The 19,873-nt window shown below is 52.5% G+C and carries 20 protein-coding genes; 16 read left to right on the forward strand and 4 right to left on the reverse strand.

The annotated features are described in order from the left end of the window. Positions 1-215 precede the first annotated feature (215 nt). The 11 genes from MKY64_RS00510 to ltrA all read left to right on the forward strand — a co-directional run bounded on the left by MKY64_RS00510 (position 216) and on the right by ltrA (position 10,464). Complete coding sequence (locus MKY64_RS00510; protein WP_036722000.1) at positions 216-878, forward strand: GntR family transcriptional regulator; 663 nt, start codon at positions 216-218, stop codon at positions 876-878. Between the two features lie 21 nt (positions 879-899). Next, complete coding sequence (locus tag MKY64_RS00515; protein ID WP_340950414.1) at positions 900-2,060, forward strand: amidohydrolase; 1,161 nt, start codon at positions 900-902, stop codon at positions 2,058-2,060. Positions 2,061-2,102: 42 nt separating this feature from the next. After that, positions 2,103-3,146 (forward strand): methionine ABC transporter ATP-binding protein, encoded by a 1,044-nt coding sequence (locus MKY64_RS00520; RefSeq protein ID WP_340950416.1) that lies wholly within the window; start codon positions 2,103-2,105, stop codon positions 3,144-3,146. Further along, a complete protein-coding gene (locus MKY64_RS00525; protein WP_209875913.1) occupies positions 3,121-3,780 on the forward strand; it encodes a methionine ABC transporter permease in 660 nt (219 codons plus the stop codon). Before MKY64_RS00520 ends, MKY64_RS00525 begins: the two co-directional genes overlap by 26 nt. A gap of 27 nt (positions 3,781-3,807) precedes the next feature. Beyond that, positions 3,808-4,827: a uroporphyrinogen decarboxylase family protein gene (locus tag MKY64_RS00530; protein WP_340950418.1), complete on the forward strand. Its 1,020-nt coding sequence runs from the start codon at positions 3,808-3,810 to the stop codon at positions 4,825-4,827. Positions 4,828-4,839: 12 nt separating this feature from the next. Beyond that, positions 4,840-5,673, forward strand: a complete 834-nt coding sequence (locus MKY64_RS00535) for a MetQ/NlpA family ABC transporter substrate-binding protein (RefSeq protein WP_036721985.1) — start codon at positions 4,840-4,842, stop codon at positions 5,671-5,673. A gap of 16 nt (positions 5,674-5,689) precedes the next feature. Further along, on the forward strand, positions 5,690-6,505 hold the full coding sequence (gene proC / locus MKY64_RS00540; RefSeq protein ID WP_340950420.1) for a pyrroline-5-carboxylate reductase: 816 nt from the start codon (positions 5,690-5,692) through the stop codon (positions 6,503-6,505). Further along, the gene (locus MKY64_RS00545; RefSeq protein WP_340950422.1) at positions 6,505-7,278 is read left to right on the forward strand and encodes a VOC family protein; all 774 of its coding nucleotides are present in this window, start codon (positions 6,505-6,507) and stop codon (positions 7,276-7,278) included. The genes proC and MKY64_RS00545 overlap by 1 nt, the downstream gene beginning before the upstream one ends. 122 nt (positions 7,279-7,400) lie before the next feature. Continuing rightward, entirely contained in the window at positions 7,401-7,880 is a 480-nt protein-coding gene (locus tag MKY64_RS00550) for a DinB family protein (protein WP_340950423.1), read from the forward strand. Between the two features lie 23 nt (positions 7,881-7,903). Further along, positions 7,904-8,443, forward strand: a complete 540-nt coding sequence (locus MKY64_RS00555) for a GNAT family N-acetyltransferase (protein WP_340950425.1) — start codon at positions 7,904-7,906, stop codon at positions 8,441-8,443. Positions 8,444-9,165: 722 nt separating this feature from the next. Continuing rightward, the gene (gene ltrA, locus MKY64_RS00560) at positions 9,166-10,464 is read left to right on the forward strand and encodes a group II intron reverse transcriptase/maturase (RefSeq protein WP_340950427.1); all 1,299 of its coding nucleotides are present in this window, start codon (positions 9,166-9,168) and stop codon (positions 10,462-10,464) included. A gap of 295 nt (positions 10,465-10,759) precedes the next feature. On the opposite strand, the gene MKY64_RS00565 is transcribed toward ltrA, so the two are convergent. Both MKY64_RS00565 and MKY64_RS00570 read right to left on the reverse strand, forming a co-directional pair. Further along, on the reverse strand, positions 10,760-13,555 hold the full coding sequence (locus tag MKY64_RS00565) for an O-antigen ligase family protein (protein WP_340950428.1): 2,796 nt from the start codon (positions 13,553-13,555) through the stop codon (positions 10,760-10,762). Between the two features lie 341 nt (positions 13,556-13,896). Beyond that, positions 13,897-14,106, reverse strand: coding sequence for a hypothetical protein (locus MKY64_RS00570; RefSeq protein ID WP_036701644.1), 210 nt, complete (start codon positions 14,104-14,106; stop codon positions 13,897-13,899). 199 nt (positions 14,107-14,305) lie between these two features. Between MKY64_RS00570 and MKY64_RS00575 the strand changes: the two genes are divergently transcribed. Together MKY64_RS00575 and MKY64_RS00580 are read left to right on the forward strand one after the other, a co-directional pair. Beyond that, complete coding sequence (locus MKY64_RS00575; RefSeq protein ID WP_036721970.1) at positions 14,306-14,968, forward strand: YheC/YheD family protein; 663 nt, start codon at positions 14,306-14,308, stop codon at positions 14,966-14,968. A gap of 327 nt (positions 14,969-15,295) precedes the next feature. Beyond that, complete coding sequence (locus MKY64_RS00580; protein ID WP_036721967.1) at positions 15,296-15,439, forward strand: sporulation histidine kinase inhibitor Sda; 144 nt, start codon at positions 15,296-15,298, stop codon at positions 15,437-15,439. A 132-nt stretch (positions 15,440-15,571) separates the two neighbouring features. On the opposite strand, the gene MKY64_RS00585 is transcribed toward MKY64_RS00580, so the two are convergent. Continuing rightward, positions 15,572-16,546, reverse strand: coding sequence for an NAD(P)/FAD-dependent oxidoreductase (locus tag MKY64_RS00585; RefSeq protein WP_340957991.1), 975 nt, complete (start codon positions 16,544-16,546; stop codon positions 15,572-15,574). Between the two features lie 325 nt (positions 16,547-16,871). On the opposite strand from MKY64_RS00585, the gene MKY64_RS00590 reads away from it, so the two are divergent. Then, positions 16,872-18,065 (forward strand): NAD(P)/FAD-dependent oxidoreductase, encoded by a 1,194-nt coding sequence (locus MKY64_RS00590; RefSeq protein WP_036701637.1) that lies wholly within the window; start codon positions 16,872-16,874, stop codon positions 18,063-18,065. A gap of 1 nt (position 18,066) precedes the next feature. Next, positions 18,067-18,345, forward strand: a complete 279-nt coding sequence (locus MKY64_RS00595; RefSeq protein ID WP_209875925.1) for a hypothetical protein — start codon at positions 18,067-18,069, stop codon at positions 18,343-18,345. A 157-nt stretch (positions 18,346-18,502) separates the two neighbouring features. Here the strand turns inward: MKY64_RS00595 and hemQ are convergent, their stop codons facing one another. Continuing rightward, a complete protein-coding gene (gene hemQ, locus MKY64_RS00600) occupies positions 18,503-19,261 on the reverse strand; it encodes a hydrogen peroxide-dependent heme synthase (RefSeq protein WP_340950431.1) in 759 nt (252 codons plus the stop codon). Between the two features lie 268 nt (positions 19,262-19,529). Here hemQ and MKY64_RS00605 point away from each other — a divergent pair, with 268 nt between their 5' ends. Beyond that, complete coding sequence (locus MKY64_RS00605; RefSeq protein ID WP_036721959.1) at positions 19,530-19,826, forward strand: YuiB family protein; 297 nt, start codon at positions 19,530-19,532, stop codon at positions 19,824-19,826. Positions 19,827-19,873 lie beyond the last annotated feature (47 nt).

Consider the following 19,873-nt stretch of genomic DNA (forward strand, 5'->3'; position numbering starts at 1 on the left):
TATTTGTCCAATTAGTGTCAATTCGCAATTCCCCTATAAAACATACTTGACTAGTGGGAATAATAGGATTATAGTATGAAAAAAGCTTGATTGCACAGAGAGATTTTCAACCGATACTTTCATTTTATCTTGAATCTCTCTCCTCTTATTAATTGTATACAATTATACAGTTGACCGGGCGACCCGCAAATGAGTGGCGAGGAGCAATGAAATCTATGGAAATGCGTTCACGAAGATTGTCGAAGGATAATACCTACTATGCACTTAAGCAAAAAATAATAGATAGCGAGCTGGAGCCGGATCAGGCGGTTAACGAAGAGAGCCTGGCGGCACTTCTCGGGGTCAGCCGGACTCCGTTACGGGAAGCGATTCAGCGGCTGGAGAATGAGGATTTCCTGGTGCGCCAGCCTAACGGCAGGCTGCGGGTAGCCCCTTTAACGATTAAGGAGGTCGAAGAGATCTTCCAGATCCGCAGTATGCTTGAAGGCCATATCGCCAGAAGCGCTGCCAGAAACGCTACCATCAAGGATATTCAGCGGTTAACGCTGATTCTGGAGAAGCTGAAGCAATCCTTCCAGATGGGGGATCAGCAGGATGTTGTATCCTATGGCTTCGAATTCCATGATTACTTGTGGGAGATCAGCGCGCTGAAGACTTTTGAGAAGGTGCTGAACCAGCTAAGAGACCGTTCCCTCCGGTATTGCCGTTATGTCTCTCTGCACGGGGACTGGAATACGCAGGCGGATGAGGAGCATCTTGTGATTCTGCAGAGGATTGTAGCCAGGGATGAGGAGGGGGCGGAGCGGGCGATGCGGGAGCATATCTTAAGCAGCCTCGCGACTGCACTGGAGCGGATTAGAGGAATTGAACATACGTAATGAAGGGGGAAGAACAGGAATATGAGACCACAGCATGAGACGGAAGAAGCACTGGCAGCCCGGCTAACCGAAGTGCGGAGGAACCTGCACCGTGAACCGGAGCTTAGCAATCAGGAGTACAGAACCACGGAGAAGCTGCGGAAATGGCTGAATGAAGCGGGGATACGTGTGCTGGACCTTCCTCTGAAGACCGGGCTGATCGCAGAGGTGGGGCAAGGTGATGGCAGCATAGTAGCGATCCGTTGTGATATCGATGCCCTGCCGATTGAGGAGCAGACGGGCCTGCCGTTCGCATCAGAGATTCCGGGAGTCATGCATGCCTGCGGCCATGACTTCCACACCGCTGTGATCCTGGGCGCGGCCAGCCTGCTGAAGCAGCGTGAGCATGAACTGCCGGGCAAGGTCAGAATCCTGTTCCAGCCGGCTGAAGAGACGGGACACGGTGCGGAGGATGTACTGGCATCCGGCGGGCTAAGCGGGGTGGAGGCCATCTTCGGATTACATAATTCACCGGACCTGCCTAACGGGGCGTTCGGCACAAGAACGGGAGCTTTAACGGCGGGGGTGGACCGCTTTGAGATTACGGTGCAAGGGGTCGGCGCTCACGCCGCTACACCGGAGAAAGGGGTAGACACCATTGTTACCGCCGCGCAGATCATTACGATGCTGCAAACCGTAGTCAGCCGTCTGAATAACACGCAAGAGCCGGTCGTGCTCAGTGTGACCCGGATCAATGGGGGCTTCACCTGGAATGTCCTGCCGGAGAAGGTGGAGCTGGAAGGGACAGTACGTACCTATAACGAAGAGATCCGCAGCAGCATCCCGGCCCAAATGACGCGGATCATAGAAGGGATTGCAGCCGCAGCCGGAGCAGAGGCGAAGCTGCACTGGTATCCCGGCCCGCCCGCTACGGTCAATCACGGAGCATGGACAGACTTCACCAAAGATGTCGCGGCACAATCAGGCTATGAGGTACTTGATATTCCGCCGCAGATGGGCGGAGAGGATTTCGCCTATTATTTGCAGCAGATCCCGGGTGCTTTTGTGAATATTGGTACCGGCCCGAACCATGCGCTGCATCATCCCCGTTTCGATGTCGATGAGGCGGCCATCCTGCCGGCGGCTAAGTATTTCGCCCTGCTGGCAGAAGAGGCGCTTGCGAAGCTGAAGCAGCAGACTTGAATCCTGAATCCTAAATTTACCAGATGATTGAGGGGAACAACTATGATTGAACTACGGAATGTGTACAAGACGTTCACCCGCAAAGAGGTGAAGATAGAAGCGCTGAAGGGGATTAGCCTGAAGGTTGAAAAGGGCGATATCTTCGGGGTCATCGGCTACAGCGGAGCCGGAAAAAGCACGTTAATCCGCCTGGTCAATTACCTGGAACGGCCGTCTGAGGGCCAGGTGCTGGTAGACGGGTACGATCTGGGCGCGTACAGCGACAAAGAGCTGCGGGCAGCCAAGAAAAACATCGGCATGATTTTTCAGCATTTTAATCTGCTGGAGTCCAAAAAGGTGTTCGACAATGTGGCCATTCCACTCGTCCTGCTGAAAAAGAGCAAGGCGGAAATCCGCAAGCGGGTGGAGGAGCTGCTCGAATTCGTCGGGCTAAGCGACAAGGCTGGAAGCTATCCGAGCGAGCTGTCAGGGGGACAGAAGCAGCGGGTCGGGATTGCCCGGGCGCTTGCCTCGAACCCTTCGATACTATTGTGCGATGAAGCTACTTCCGCTCTGGACCCGCAGACGACACAGTCCATCCTGCAGCTGCTCAAGCGGATCAACGCGGAATACAACATCACAGTGATGATCATCACGCATGAGATGTCGGTGATTCAGGAGATCTGCAACAAGGTAGCCGTTATGGAAGAGGGACGGATTATCGAGCAGGGCAGCGTGCTGGATGTGTTCGGAGAACCGAAGCATCAGACGACGCAGAATTTCGTCAAAACAGTCATTCAGAACAGTATGACCTCAAGCGTCCGCAGAACTCTGAAGACAGAGCAGGGGAGCCGGGTGTATAAGCTGAATTTTGCCGGGGAGAGCGCTTCTGAGCCTGTGCTGTATGAGATCATCCGGTCTTATAGTGTTAAGGTTAACATCCTGTTTGCGAATACGACAGAGATTCAAGAGACGACGCTCGGTACGATTATCGTTCAACTGCAAGGTGATCCGGCACAGCTGGAAGCGGCCTTGAATTACATGAAGCAGCATGAGGTCCGGGTAGAGGAGGTGAAGTCCTATGTTCTCGACATCGATCACAAGTGAACAATTCCTGAAGGCGATTATTGAAACGATTCAGATGGTGGGCGTGTCGCTATTCATCGGCTCGCTGCTGGGTATTCCGCTGGGCATCCTGCTAGTCATTACCCGTCCGGGCGGGGTACTGGAGAATAAGGCGCTCTATACGGTGCTCAATCCGCTGATCAACATTATCCGTTCGCTTCCGTTCATTATCTTACTTGTCGCTATCATTCCGGTAACACGGGCAATTGTTCATACTTCGATTGGGACCAGTGCCGCGATTGTTCCGCTGATTATCTACATCGCACCTTATATCGCACGGCTGGTGGAGAATTCTCTGCTGGAGGTCAATCCGGGTATTCTAGAGGCAGCGGAAGCAATGGGAGCTACGCCGTTACAAGTCATATGGTACTTCCTGCTGCCGGAAGCGATTGGCTCGCTGATCCTCTCCCTGACCACAGCGACCATCGGGCTTATCGGGGCAACCGCAATGGCCGGAACCGTAGGCGGCGGTGGGGTTGGTGATTTGGCTATCGTGTACGGATATCAGCGTTTTGACAAGGTGGTCATGGTTGCTACCGTTATTATTCTGATCATTCTGGTGCAGGGTATTCAGTCCCTGGGCAACACATTGGCGCGCAAGATTCGCCGTTACTAGAGATTACGAGACAAAGGGGATAGGCAGATGAGTGTATGGAGCAAGCAGGAGCGTTTTCAGGCGATCTTATCCGGGGAACTTGCGGACCGGCCGATGATTAGCGGATGGCGCCACTTTATTGACAAGGAGCAGAACGCTGAGGACTTGGCGTCGTCTACGATTTCTTTTACGGAGAAATATGATTGGGACTGGGTGAAAATCAACCCGAGAGCGACCTATCTGGCGGAAGCCTGGGGAAATGAGTATAACTTCGCAGATTACCGGACGGTATTTCCGAGACAGCTGACTACGGCAGTTCCGGCAGCCGCGAATCTCTGGGATCTTGAGGTGAAAAAAGCCGCACAAACCCCTTCGCTGCTGGAGCATCTGGAGGCGGTAAGGAAGATCCGCCAGGGCTTGCCGGATACACCGCTGATTCAGACGGTATTCTCACCGCTCACGGTATTGCTGTTCATAGTAGGACGTTCTGCTTATGTTACGGAGACCGTATTCGGGATTGAGCAGCCGGTGACGCTGGAATCGCTCTTCAAGGAACACCGTGCCGCTGCGCATCATGCCCTGCATGCGATTGCCTTAACCTTGGCCGATTATGTGCAGGAGCTGCGGCAGGCGGGATCAGATGGACTGTTCTATGCGGTGACAGGCACAGCCCACCCCGGCTTATTTGATGAAGCGATGTTCGATGAGCTGTCGAGACCGTATGATTCCATCGTGCTGGAGGCGGCGAGCTATGGCAAGAATATTTTACATACCTGCGGCGCTCATGCCCAGCCTGAGAAATTCAATGATTACCGGATTGACGGGATCAGCTGGGATACGGTAGCCGAAGGCAATCCTGGGCTGGACGCCGATCTCAAGGCTACGAAGGTGGGCGGAGTGGATCATGGGCTGTTTGCCGGAAATCATCTGGAGCAGATTGAACAGCAGGCTAAGGAAGCCTTGGCCAAGATGAAGGGGCAGCCGTTTATTCTGTCGCCCAACTGCGCCATTCCGCTGACGGTTACAGACGAGGCATTAGTGCATTTTAAAAACACAGTATTAGGATAGGGGATGAGAGTGATGAGAAAATTACTGGCGGTTCTACTGATTAGTTCGATGGCGGTGCTGGCGGCTTGCGGTAACAATAAGGAAGCGGCAAGCTCCGGGGATAAAAAGGAAATCACAGTCGGATTCGGCGTAGGTACGTATGAGGAGCAGTTCCGGCAATCCATTCTCCCGATCCTGGAAGGAAAAGGGTATACTGTAGATATCAAAACCTTCTCGCAGAATATGCAGGTCAACCCGGCCATGAAGGAAGGCTCGATTGACGCGAGTATCTTCCAGAGTACGGCCTATATGGATGCGATCAATAAGGAAATTGGCGCCGATATGGTAGGCATTGCTTATGTTCCAGGTGCACCGCAGGGGCTGTACTCGGTTAACCACACGACGCTTGACGATGTGAAGGACGGCACTACCGTCGCGATTCCGAACGACCCGGTTAATCAGGAGCGCGCGCTGCGGATTCTAGAGGAGCTGGGTTGGGTCAAGATCAAAGAGGGCGCCGGGGTAGCGGACTTCAATGTCAACAGCGTGGAGCCGGACAAGTTCAAGATTGACCTGAAGGTGCTGGACCCGGCACAGATTCTGGTCTCGCTGCAGGACGTTGATTATGGTGTAGTGAACGGGAATTATATCGCTAACGCTCCCGACCGCAAGATTACAGATGCGCTGAAGATTGAGAATACGCCTATGCAGCACAGAATCATCGTATCGGTGAACAAGAAGGACCAGGATACCCAGTGGGCCAAGGATCTGAAGGCTGCGTATGAATCCAAGGAGTTCGAGGAATACATCCTGGGACAGGAGAAATATGCCGGGTTCATTCTGCCGGAGGCTTGGGCCAATAACTAATCTAATCAGGGAGTGAATGGGAGTGTCAAAAGGCAAGATTCATTTCATTGGCGGCGGGCAGATGGCGGAAGCGATCATCCGGGCCTGCCTGGCAGGCGGCACGCTGGCTGCCGGACAGATCAGTGTGTCAGATATTAATGAGGCCCGGCTTGGGCTTCTAAAAACCAAATATAACGTAGACACGGATAGCGCGCAGGAAGAGGCGCTCTCCGGCGCAGAACTGATCGTCATCGCTGTTCGCCCGCAGGATAATTTGGCTGCACTTGGAACTCTGATCCAGCAATCTGCCTCACCGTCTGCGGTCATTGTATCGATTGTAGCGGGGGTAACGATTGACCAGCTTGGAGATTATTTCGGAGCAGAACGTCCGATTGTCCGCGTGATCCCGAATACCTTGACCGATACCGGTTATGGATACAGCGGTGTAGCTCTGAATGCTGCCGCTTCTCTGGAGCAGGTAGAAGCATTTCTGCTGGGCTTCGGCAAGGTGCAGGTTCTGGAGGAATCCTATATTGATATCTTCACCGGCTTCGGGGTAGCCGGACCGAACTACATCTATTATTTCATTGAGTCGTTCACAGATGCCGGAGTTCTTGCCGGACTGCCGCGGGAGCAAGCCTGGAAGGTGGCGCTGGAGAATATGCTGGGAGCGGTGGCTATGCTGCAACAGACCGGACTGCATCCAAGACAACTGCTGGATATCAACAACTCGCCTGGCGGCGTCGGTATGCACGGCTTGTATGAGCTGAACAACAGTGATTTCGCTGCCGGATTGCAGCGGAGTGTACTGGCCGCGGTGAAGCGGACCACGGAGCTGGGAGTGAAGAAGTAATGGCCGTACTGAAATGGGATCACCTTGTACATTATGTGAATGATCTGGACCAGCCGGTTCAGCTCTTCGCGGAGCATGGACTAACAGCCTTCCGGGGCGGATCGCATAAGGATTGGGGAACGTATAACGCCCTCAGTTATTTCGGGCTCACCTACCTGGAGTTTCTCGGGATCGAGAACCTGGAGCTGGCACGGGCGACCAAGCATAATGTGGTGGTGCGGGATGCCGTCACGCTTTTGCCGGAGCATGAAGTGCTTAGCCGGGTGGTGCTGCGCACGGATGATATTGAAGCTGTTGAGGCAACGCTGAGGCAAGCGGGTATGTTATTGTCGCCGGTCATTGACGGCCGCCGTCTGGATGATCAGGGCCGGTTGATCGAGTGGCGGATGATGACCATTGACGGTGACTTCCAGGGACTGCCCTATCCGTTCATTATTCAGTGGAACGAGAGGGATGAGCAGCGGCTGGCTAGTCTGAACAGTGCGGGAATCAACCGTCCTCACCCTGCAGGCCAGGTGGAGGTCGTCAGTGCAGGCTTCCGGGTCAGCGATCCGGCCGCTGCCGCCAGCCACTGGAGTGAACTGTTTGGTCTTCCGGTGAGCGCACCTGCGGATGGTTCGGATGGCAGCTACAGCCTTAAGGCCGGAGACCAGACGTTTGAATTCACGCCAGGGGAGGAGAACCGGCTCAGCCGGATCGTGTTCCGCACGGACTCCCCTCAGCTGAAGGGACAGACGCTGGCTGTTGGCGAAGGCGAGTACGTGTTTGAATAAATGCAGGACAAGCTTAGGGGACAGGCTGTTGCCGCAATTAGCGGTAGCGGGCCTGTCCTGTTTTATGTTAAAGTGTGACACAAGAATGGAGTAAGGGAATATATGGAGAATGGAGGCAGCGGATGCAGAAGCTATTTGAGTATAACTGGCAAGTGCGCCAGGATTGGTTCAACTGGTGCAGCGGGGTGGACAGGGACGAATTGATGAGGCCGCGCACCGGGGGCTTAGGCTATATCCTGCCCACGTTGTATCACATTGTAGCGGTTGAATACGGTTGGATCTGCGGCGGCATTCAGGAGAGAGTCATTGAAATTCCAGCATTCGGGGAAATCGCCAGCCTGGAGCTTGTGCAGGATTTCTCCGCCCGCTGCCATGCGGAGCTGGCTCCGTTTGTCTATGGCTGGTCGGATGAGCTGGAAGACCGGATTATGGTTGATATTACGGATGAAGGGGAACGCGAGCCCCATCCCTACGGGGAAGTGATGCGGCATGTGATCGCCCATGAGATCCATCATATCGGCCAGCTCTCGGTATGGGCGCGGGAGATCGGCAAGCCGCCGGTGACAGCTAATTTGATTGGCAGAGGGTTGTTCGACAAATAGAAGCGTAAGGAGGCCACAGAGATATGGAATTTGAGACCAGACGTCTGATCATCAGAGAGTTCACTCTAGAGGATATAGGGCAGGTACATGAGTATGCATCTGATCCGGCAGTAGTAACGCATTCGATCTGGGGGCCCAATTCTCTGGAGGATACCGGCGAATATATCCGCCATACGCTGACATTGCAGCAGGAGGAGCCGCGCCAGGGCTTCGAGTATGCGGTAGTTCTGAAGGAGAACGGGCTGCTGATCGGCGGCTGCGGCCTGCATATTACCGGAACAGGCCAGGGAGAGATTGGCTATTGCTACAACAGGCTGTACTGGGGACAGGGCTATGCTACTGAGGCTGCCGCTGCACTGCTGGACTTGGGCTTTCATAAGCTGGAGCTTCACCGGATCTATGCCACCTGCCGTCCCGGGAATATCGGTTCCGCGCGTGTGATGCAGAAGCTTGGCATGACATACGAAGGGCATCTTAGAGGACATATGTATCATAAAGAGAAGTGGATGGACTCCTACCAATATTCGATTCTGGAGGATGATTATAAGGGGCTGCACCGTTGACAGCGGCGCAGTATACTGCATTCATTGTTTTTCGCTAATGGCGACTAATGCGACCGGAAATCTTCAACTCTAATTGCATTTTATACAATAGATTTCACTTTAGTTCACACTAAAATGCAATCTGCTGTATTTGATACATTTGATTTCTGGATTTTTGCTTGGGAATGCCTAATTATTGAAATTCTACTGTACAAAGTGGAGCGACCGAGCCTAGGTTGAGTAACTTAGCAGGTGGAACCCCTGCTTGGAAAGGCGAAAGCCACGCCACCAATAGCGAGTCTTGGAGCGGCAAGGGTAACCCTGCCGTTTAAGCGTAGACAGTTAGGATGCAGGCCTGAAAGTGATGGAGCCTCGAAATGCAGCAAACGGGAAGGTCGACGGGCTCACTTTCCCGGAAGACAACATGACTCCAGCCGAAAAAAAAAAAAAAAGGCGAGGATGGAGGAGCTTCCCCGGGGTCGAAGAGCCAGGCATGTATACCCATGGTTACTCAGCAACTCGGGAGACCCTGACGCTCTTCTGCGAGAGAAGTACTATTTAGGAACCTTTGCAGGAGTATGGCAAACAAGCCGTAACACGTAAGAATGTCAAACGGCGTTCAGGGAGTCGGATTGCCGCATAAGACCTGTGAAACCCCTGTAATGGGGGCGGAGGAAAGGCAGGCGACACCCCATCAATCTTGGTAAGGACACATTGGCCACACACAGAGGTGGGAAAAAAAAATGGAAACGAAATTAACAAGAATAGCAGAAATGGCCAAAGCAGATCCGAAGTTACGGTTCAACTCCATCGGACATCTCATTGACACAGAAGCATTAAAGAGAAGTCACAAAGAGATGAAACCGGGAAAGGCAACCGGAGTCGATGGATCGACCAAAGAGACGTACGAAGCCAACGTGGAAGCGAATGTAACACACCTGGTGGACCGGTTAAAGCGAAGAAGCTACAGACCTCAGCCCGCGAGAAGAGTGTACATCCCAAAGGACGGGAAAAACATGCGGCCCCTAGGAATTCCTGCGTATGAAGACAAACTGGTGCAACATGCGCTGAAAAGAGTACTGGAAGCCATTTATGAACAAGACTTCATGGATTTCTCGTATGGATTTCGCCCGAACCGAAACATGCACAGTGCGCTGAAACATCTAAACCGGGTCATCGAGCAGGGAAAAACCAGCTATGTCGTCGATGCAGACATCTCCGGCTTCTTCAACCATGTAAATCACGAATGGCTGATGAAATTCCTCGAACTGCGAATCGGAGATCCAAACATCCACCGGCTGGTGAGACGGATGCTGAAAGCAGGTATTCAGGAGGATGGACACTTTGAACCGACGGAGGAAGGAACTCCCCAAGGTTCGGTGGTGTCGCCCCTGCTAGCCAACGTCTACCTGCACTATGTCCTTGACCTATGGTTTACCGTGACGGTGAGGAAGCAGTGCGGGGGGCAAGCCGAAATGGTGCGCTTCGCCGATGATTTTGTATGCTGCTTCCAGTACAAAGAAGATGCAGAACGCTTCTATACCGCACTTGTGCTCCGGCTGGAGAAATTCGGGTTAAGCATTGCGGAAGAGAAGACGAAAATCATCGCGTTCGGTCGTTTTGCGGAAGCAGAATCACGGAGGAAGGGCGAAGGGAAACCGAAAACATTCGATTTCCTAGGCTTCACGCACTACTGCGCCAAGAGCCGAAAAGGAACCTTCCGGGTAAAGCGTAAAACGAGTGGGAAGAAATTCAGACAGAAGGTCAGAGCCATGAAGAGCTGGGTCAGGTGGAATCGCCACATGAAGCAGGAGGATTTCCTAGGCGTCATCCGGTCCAAACTGTCGGGACACTACCGATACTATGGAATCACGGATAACTCGGAGAAAATAAAAACCTATTACATGCAAACGCTCGACTTGATCTATACATGGCTAAACCGCAGAAGTCAGCGCAGGAGTTTCACCTGGGAGAGGTTCTACGAAGTGCTAAACGAATTCAGGCTACCTAAGCCGCGGATCTACGTCAATATCTACGATTAAGGCCAATTGTGAACGATGGGGTGAAGAGCCGTATGCGTAAATTGCGCACGTACGGATCTGTGAGGGGTAGGGGCACAATCCACGAAGGAAAGGCCCCGCCTACTCGACCAATAGATTGTCTTTTTGGGTGAATTTCAGAGGTATCTATTGTAGGAAATACAACAGAACCAAAAACAGAAAAAATCCAGCAAAAAAAACGGGGGCAATAGCCATGAAATGGAGGCACTGCCCCCGCAGACAGTAAAGAGCGCCCAGCCGTTCAGGCAGGCGCTCTTTACTGTTATTTGATTGGCGGTTACAGCGGCATTCCCGCCACTTCATTAATCCTCGCCGCTTCTTCCGGATCAGCAGCGATCAGCTTCTGATAGACCGCCTGATCCTGGGCGCTTTGCAGTCTCTGTTGAACGGCCAGCAGCCACCGGGCAAGCTCACGGTTGACAGGGTTGCTGTAGTCCTCACTGAGACCTTGCCTCAGTGTGGCTTCTGCGGCCTGCATGTCCTGCGACATGTACTGGATCTTCGCGGTGTTCAGCAGCAGTTCCGGCGTGACGCTAACGCCCTGCTGCTGTGCATCCTGATCTGCGGCGGCGTAAGTATAAGCATCCAAGCCGGTTTTGAAATACCGCTGCTTGTTAAGTGTCTCTTGGTCCTTGATCTCCAGCTTGCCCTCGGCCGCCGCTTCCTGCGACCGCTTCAGGGCTGCGGCTCCCAGCTCCTGCGACCGGGCAATCACTCCGCTGTACCAGGCGGTCGTCCACAGGCTTTCGCTGTCGGTCAGATCCTCGTATCCGCCCGTGAAGCCCTGCTTCACAGCCGCGGCAGCCGCGTCCTTGTCCCCGGACAGGAATTGTACTCTCCCTGCGCTTAGGCCAATTGTAGGTGTGACGAAGAATTCACGGCCCTGAAGCTGCTCGGGAGGGAGGCTTTTTAAATGCGCAATGCCGTCCGTTACATGTCTGTACGCGGAGAGCGCGGAAGCGAAATACGTCTGTTGCCCGGCTTCATCCTGCTTGGAGTAAGCTTGCTGTCCCAGGAGGGAAGCCCGGCTGACCAGCCCGGCATACCAGTTGATATCCCACATGAACCTGTCCGCGTTGTCCAGATAGACATGATAGGCCGCATCGCTCTCGCCCTTCTGGTCATAGTAGCTGGCGAGCTGGGTCAGCAGCTCTTTGTTGGACGGCTCATCCTTCAGCGCACGGGTCAATACCGCATAGGCCTCGTCCAGGAACTGCTCGTTCTTGGTCTGCTCATACACCTTCTGATCCAGCAAGGACAAGTACATAGCGGATTCGGGGTGGTAGGGGCGGATGTTGAGTGCTTTTACCAAAGGAGCCTTGATCTCCTCATAGGACTGGCTCACTTGGATCAGCTTCTTGGCGGCATAAGCCTCAGAGCTTGACCGGATGTACCCCAGAGACAGGAAGAGCAGGTAGCCTGTGCCGACTCCGAGTACTGTGAAATAGCCAGCTCTGATCCACAGCTTGTTCCACGTAAAGCGGAGCGGCTTGCTCTCCATGGCCACAGCCATTCCCCCCAGAGAGAGGAAGACGAGCATACCCATGAACGCATAACTGAGGTTGAAATCCAGCAGGCTGTGAACGAGAATGGACAAGGCGATAATGAGATAGAAGAATCCGTTGTTATAGTCATCGGTCTCCCGTCTCAGGTACTGTCTGCTGAATTTGTAGAAGATAAACAGGATGAAGCCCATGAACACCAGAAAGCCGACAATGCCGACTTCAATCAGATATTGCAGGAAAAAGTTATGCGCCTGGCGGCTCAGATAAGGGTTGTTCTGATAATGCTCATAGAGTGTAGCCCAGCCGCCGCCGCCCGCGCCCAGTACCGGGTAATCCTTGACGACCTTCATGGCATCCTCGTAAAAGGTAAAACGCTCCAGGACACTGTGCTGCCTGAAGTTGATATTCTCCAGCCGTGTTCCGATATTCGCCGGGAGAATATTACGCGCGCTGGTGCCGATGAACAGGAAGGCGATGATCGCGACGCCAGCCACAGAGACGGCTGGAATCCACAATCCGCTCATGCGGCGTGATTCTAGTCTGTCAAGCTTGCGGCTCAGATAAGGTGCCAGGTAACGCTGAACCACCAGACAGAGCACGCCTGCACAGGCAGATGCTCCCAGCAGATAGCCCCAGCCTTTAAGGGCAGAGGACGAGGTGAACTCCGTATTCAGCTCCAGGCCCAGCCGTGTGAACGGGCTGGTAATCAGCAGAGAGAATAGGCCGGCAATGGCGAGATGGACAATCCACAGAATCTGCTGCACAGGCTTCAAGAAGAGCAGCAGGAGGATGAACACCACTGGCAGCAGCACCAGTCCGCCCCGGGATAAGGTAAGCAGCAGCGAGACGATGATTGGCACCAGCATGAAGCCGTGCAGCAGCTGTCCGGCCCATTTGCGGGAGCGGATCAGCGCGAAGACGGCCACGAACAGAAACGCCATCAGGAAGGCTGCATATGTATTGGCATACTGAAAAATGGAAGTCAGGCGCAGGCCGTTCGAATCAGTCATAACTGCATCGTTATACCTGCCGTTAATTACGGTCTCTGAGAACCAGCCCACCAGGCTTCCAGCCAGCTTCCAGCTTCCGAGCCAGTTGAGCAGTCCAAAGCCTACGATCAGGTAAGCGAGGGTAAGCACGCCATGCTGGACGGCGGAATTGAGCCGCTTGTGCCGGAGCAGAAGGATGCTGATGATGAAGACTTCGGCATAGGTGAACTGGGTGAACAGCATGTTCATCGCCGAGTACCGGGAAGCTGCGCCGAATAGCGACAGGGCATAGGTTACGGGAAGCAGAATGGCCGCTGCAGTGAGCAGGTCACGCTGACTCTCCAGCTTGAAGGTTCTGAGATACAGGATCGCAGAGGCCAGCATCAGAAGCCCGCTCACCAATGCAGCTACATAGATAGGCTTCTCGAACTCCGCCCTCATTCCGTTGAACAATCCGATCTGAAAAGCGGCCCAGCCAAAAAACAGCAGGAACGCAGCGCAAATCATCCAAGCTGCCCCTGAAAGCTTGTCCGTAGCTTTGACAGAAGCCGCCTGTTTTCCGTACACAGGTTTCGACACGATAGAATCTCCTTTTTCAAAATAGTAGGTCTTCCAATTTATTGCACATACATATTACGGATATAAAGTGAAAAAGTTGTTGTCTGAACGGAAATTTCAAAGATTGGAGTGTCTTGCAGGAGAGGAGGGAACGGAAAAGTGGGGAATAGGCCGGAACCTGCTCAGCGAATGAAGCAGTCTGTCCGCACAGGCCAGCCTGACGCAGTTTTCATAGAATAAGGTAACGGAGCGAATCTATGATTCATGTAAGAATGGACGCTTAAGAGTTCCGCCCGAAGGCAGCAATGACGGCAGGGGAACGCGCAATCCGCATCCTGGGTCACTGCTGCCGGGAACGAGCTTCAGGCGGGGATAATAAATTTCAGGTTAATCATGAACACGATCAGGGCGGAGGCCCCCAGGGAAAAGGCGATGCAGCCGGCACCGAGCACTCTGCGCCGGTCCTTGATGAATTTGAAGCCAAGCGCACAGACGAGTATTGTCGTTCCTGCCAGTACAACAGACATGCCGATCATCGCAAACCAATACAGGATTTCAAAAAACTCAGCCATTAGGAAACCCTCCCTTTCAGGCAATAATACAACGAATTTTAATGATTTTCCAGTCAAATGAATCAGGGACATAAGGCCCCGCAGCCATATGCCCTTTTTTGCTGTGGCCTGCTATACCACGGACAATCATACAGGAGGGCACGGCCTTTCGTGAGTAATCTATAGGGTAGGCTGGGAATGCGAAAGGAGAGGGCAAATAATGGCGGGGAGAGAACTGGCAAGCAAGCTGCTGAAGACGGCGGCGCTGCTTAGCGATTCACGGGTTGCCGGTTACATTCCGAGAACGCGGGAATATAGTGCTGCCGGATTGTCCGCGATGCTTGGAAGATACGGCAATGTTGTCATCAAGCCGGTTGTAGGCGGAGGAGGATATGGTGTCATCAAGGTGTTCCGGGATCATAGGGGGTATGGCTTCACGTATATGCAGAGCACACGTATCTATGGAGACTTTACTTCCATGCGCCAGGCACTGGACAGATTCAAGGTGAAACGGAAATATTTGATCCAGCAGGGCATTTCCCTTGCACGGATCTCCGGGCGTCCGATTGATTACCGGGTCAAAGTAGTGAAGAACGGCGAGCACTGGGAGTTCCGATCTATGGTAGGGAGAGTAGCCCGGCCGGGATTGTTCGTTACGAATCTCTGCAAAGGAGGTACGATGCTCAGCTGCCGCCAGGGACTGCGAAGATCATTGCCAAGAGTGGGGACCTCATCCAAAAAGGCGGAAATGCGCAGGCTGACCCTAATCTGTACCGAGCTGCTGGAGCGGCATTTTCCGGGGATCGGTGAACTGGGCTTCGACTATGCTGTAGATCATCGGGGGAAGATTTGGATTCTGGAAGTAAATACAAGACCTAAATGATTAATAAAATTTTTATATTTGACGATAAATACAGTAATAGGATAATATTGCGTTTAGTTGTTTAGATTCAGAGGTAATAAAACAAGAAATATCCCAGCCAATTATGAACATTCTAAAAAAGTTTTTGTGTGGAGATGTCAGGTTTCAGCCCTGTGCATAACTGTTATCCCCATAGTCCACTGCGCAATTGCTGACATTATAACCCTTACTCACATATTATACACAGGATTTCCACAGCAGCTTGTGGATAATGAGAACGCTTGTTCGAAAAATGATAGTTTGCTATGATAGATTCAGATCCAAATAAAGGAAAGGTAGGTGAACGTTATGGTTGAATTGTCGGATGAGATGCTGCTTGACTCTTATCACAGAGCGATAGAGCTGCATTTGGAGCATGATTTCATCGCCCTGCTTCTCGCTGAAATTCGCAAACGGAACTTACACTCTCCAGACCATGCGGTTCTGCATTAAAGATCAGAGCACATCCTGCAGCATTGGACTTCTTTAAACCGCAAGCATCAAGGAATAGGGTATCTTTTCAAGTTGAGGTGGAATCAACCTGAAAGGATACCCTTTTATTATGGCTATAAGGTTATAGACAACCTAGAGCTTAAGATTACTGCTGTGTCCCGGAGACAGCTTCGCATCCGGATCAATATACACCTTGGCGTTATTGACTGCTGTTGGCGCTTCTCCGAATCCTACAGCGATCAGCTTCAGCTTGCCCGGATAAGTCGTGATATCGCCAGCGGCGAAGATTCCCGGAATGCTGGTCTCCATGCGGGAGTCAACTACAATGGAGTTGCCCTCAATGTCGATTCCCCACTCGGCAATCGGGCCCAGAGAGGAGATAAAGCCGAAATTGACAATAACGCTGTCTACTTCGATTTCTTGAGTTTCCTTGGTCTTGATATGGGACAAGGTGACCTTGGTAATGAATTCTTCACCGTGAAGCTCAGTGATCTCGGACGGCGTAATCACATTTACCTTAGAGGCCATCAGATTCTCTACACTATGCTCATGCGCCCGGAATTTATCGCGGCGGTGAATCAGGGTTACCTGTTCAGCGATCGGCTCCAGCATCAGCGCCCAGTCCACAGCGGAATCGCCGCCGCCGCTGATCAGCACCTTTTTATCCTTATAAGCATTCAGATCATTTACGAAATAATGCAGGTTGGCTTTCTCGAAGCGCTGTGCATCCGGTACCTCCAGACGCCGCGGCTCAAATGCGCCTACGCCTGCCGTGATGATAATGGCTTTGCTGTGATATTCAGCCTTGTCGGTGGTGACGGTGAAATGGCGCTCACCCTGCTTCACAACCGATACGACCTTCTCCTCCAGACGGATATCGGACTGGAACAGCTCCATCTGTCGGGACAGGTTATCCACCAGCTCCTGTGCGGTAATTTTGGGAAAGCCGGCGACATCGTAAATATATTTCTCAGGATACAGAGCAGCAAGCTGCCCTCCGAGTTGGGGCATACTCTCAATAAGGGTTACTGAAGCCTGGCGCATACCGCCGTAAAAAGCGGCAAACATACCGGCTGGTCCTCCGCCTATAATCAGCAGATCGCTCATAGGAACGGTTTGCTCTAATGTCACGTAATATTACACCTCCGAGTTGATAGTTTCAATTTGCCATACAAGCGTACCTACTCATTATAAACATAGTCTCACCTGCCTGCAAAGGCCTTGATTTCAAAGAAAAAGTGTGACATTTTGTTGTATGATTATATTTGATTAAAACGATACTAAGGTTTACAATGGATATGGTTATTTTAGAAATCCTTTAAGTTTTATTGGAAATTCTTCTGAATTTAAGTGTATAAATTCACAAAAGAAACCTGATTTTTTTACAAAAAATAACACATAGACAGATTCACCTGTTGGAAGGAGCCGGAACATGAGCAGTATTCCCAAAATCGTTATTCTAGGCGCGGGGTATGGAGGGATTTTGACCGCCCAGCGGCTGCAGAAAGCTTTGAATTATAATGAAGCCGATGTAACCCTGGTTAACCGCCATGAATATCACTATTTCACGACCCATCTGCATATGCCTGCAGCGGGCACGGACAGCATCGAGCATACACGCGTATCTATCTCCAAATTAATCGATGAGTTCAAGATCGATCTTGTCAAATCCTCGGTGCAGGAGATCCGCACCCAGCAGAAGAAGGTTATTCTGGAGGACGGAACGCTCTCGTATGATTACCTAGTGATTGCCCTTGGCGGTGAGCCTGAAACGTTCGGGATTCCGGGACTCGACAAATATGCGCTGACCATCCGCAGCATCAACTCTGTGCGGCTGATCCGGGAGCATATCCAGTACCAGTTCGCCAAATATAAGAATGAGAATAATGCACAGGAGCATATCAACTTCGTCATTGGCGGCGCGGGCTTCAGCGGGATTGAATTTGTTGCGGAGCTGGCTGACCGGATTCCTGCACTATGCAAAGAATTTGATGTCGATCCAAGCATGGTCAACATCTATAATATAGAAGCTGCGCCTACGGCTCTGCCGGGGTTCGCGCCTGAGCTGGTTGAGCATGCCATGACCGTACTCACCAAGAAGGGGGTAACCTTCAAGATGGGCGTAGCGATCAAGGAATGCCTGCCTGGCGGCGTGATTCTGGCCACGGGTGAAGAGATCAAGGCTTCCACCATTGTATGGACCGGCGGTATCCGCGGGAACCGTCTGATCGAGGCTGCCGGCTTCGAAGCGATGCGCGGACGGGTGAAGGTAGACGAATATCTGCGGGCTCCGGGACATGAGAACATCTTCATCATTGGTGACGGCTCCCTCATGATTAATCCAGAAGGGCGTCCTTACCCGCCGACGGCACAGATTGCAATGCAGCAGGGAGAATGCTGTGCGCATAATCTAGTAGCGGCCATCCGCAGCCAGCAGCCGAAGAAATTCGCCTTCAGCAACAAGGGAACCGTAGCTTCACTTGGCAAGGGCCAGGGAATTGCCGTAGTCGGCGAGAAGACCTACAAAGGCTGGAAGGCAGCGCAGCTGAAGAAGGTTGTCGATATGCGCTACCTGCTCATCATCGGCGGCATCCCGCTCGTGCTCAAAAAAGGAAGATTCCTCTAAGATGCGCCACTGCAGCGTGCAAGTACGCGGACTGCTGACGCGCGAGGAGCTCGACCGCTATAATGCTCTGATTGAGGTAGGCTCTTATCTGGAGGATCAGACGCGGTATGATCTGGCCTACAATATCCAGAAGGAAATCGATATTCTCATTCTTCCGGCCATCGAACGCCTGAAGGATAAGGGACGCGCGCGTGACCGGGCGACAGCGGAATACCTGGAGAGCCTGCGTGACGGGGACGAAGACGAAGACGAAGAGGACGATAAGGAACCTTCGGCATAAGTGGAAGTAGAAAAGACGTACAATGCAAAGAGAGCCGTGCTTGCAACACGGCTCTCGGGTGCAATAGCCGCTTTTAAGGGCGGCGGCTTTCGGAAAAGTAGTCAAGAAATAGACCGCATACCTCTGCTGAGGTGGCGGTCTATTTGCGTTTATGCTGTTACAGCTTCAGCATCTCCTCGAACGATTCTTCGTTCAGCAGGTTGCCGACATAGAAGGGGCCGAACTCTCCGTAGCGGGCGCTGACTTCATCGAAGCGCATCTCGTAGACGAGCTTCTTGAACTGCAGGGCATCCTCGGCGAACAGAGTCACGCCCCACTCCCAGTCATCGAAGCCGACGGAGCCGGTGATGATCTGCTTCACCTTGCCGGCATAGCTGCGTCCGATCAGGCCGTGCGAATACATCAGCTCCCGGCGTTTCTCCATATCCAGCATGTACCAGTTGTCGGCAAGCTCACGCTTCTTGTTCATCGGGTAGAAGCAGATATGCTTCATTTGCGGCAGTACAGGCTTCAGCCGGGCAGCGACATGCGGGTTCAGCATCGGATCGCTGCCGTCACCGGCATTTCCTCCTGCGGCGTAGTTGCTGAGCTCAACGATGCTTACATAGGAATAAGCCTTCGTAGTATATTGGGCAAAGGCGATTTTGTTAAAAGCGGTCTCCAGCGCATTCAGCGCCTCCAGACTCTCTCTCAGAAACATCATCACGAAATCAGCCTTCTGGCCCACGATGGAATAGACAGCAGTGCTGCCCTCCTTCGCTTCCTCGACAGGTCCCCACTCCTGCATGAAGGCATGCAGCTCCTCCAGGGCCACTGCCCGTTCCTCGTCATCGGCTGCCGTCCAGGCTGTCCAGTTCAGTGAGCGGAAGTCATGCAGCGCATACCAGCCTTCCAGTGTCAAAGCGGCTTCGTTCAAGTTGTTCACTCCTTATAGGTTATCGGTGGAATATCCTCGCGTAAAATCTTCTTGGTCCGCATACCTTAAATATGTATGAACATAGGTCGGGTGCTATTTGCATTGTAGCGCAGCGGGCGGCAGAGAGCAAACGCCAAGGCCCCCATTCACGCGAATTCCGGTATTGAGCGCGATAATGTTCATTGCTTCGCTACATTTTTTCTAGTAAACTTACTATTATATAAGCTTAGGTGTGCGGTTCTTTATAGAGAGAGGGGATGGCGGTACGATGGGCTTTATTCCGGTGTTTGTTCTGGCCGTTTTATTCTTTGTGATGATGTTCGGCATTGGCTTCATTCTTAACATGCTGATGAAGACTACCTGGTTCCCTGCCTATCTGTTCGTCATTGTCATTCTTCCGGTGGTGGTCTACTCCATCTGGGACCGGAGCGCGATGTCCTTATGGGAGCACCTCTCTACCTTCCACATTGTGGATTATCTTACCGGGGTAGCCGGTCTTGCCGGAGCGGTGCTGAGCGGCTGGACCATTCAGAAGCTGCGGCTGGGCGGATACAAGATGTTCTAAGCGCTGCCTGAAGTGCGGTACAACAAGAAACGGCTAATCTCCTGTAA

This window comes from Paenibacillus sp. FSL R7-0210 (assembly GCF_038009085.1).
GTDB lineage: Bacteria > Bacillota > Bacilli > Paenibacillales > Paenibacillaceae > Paenibacillus_AQ > Paenibacillus_AQ silagei.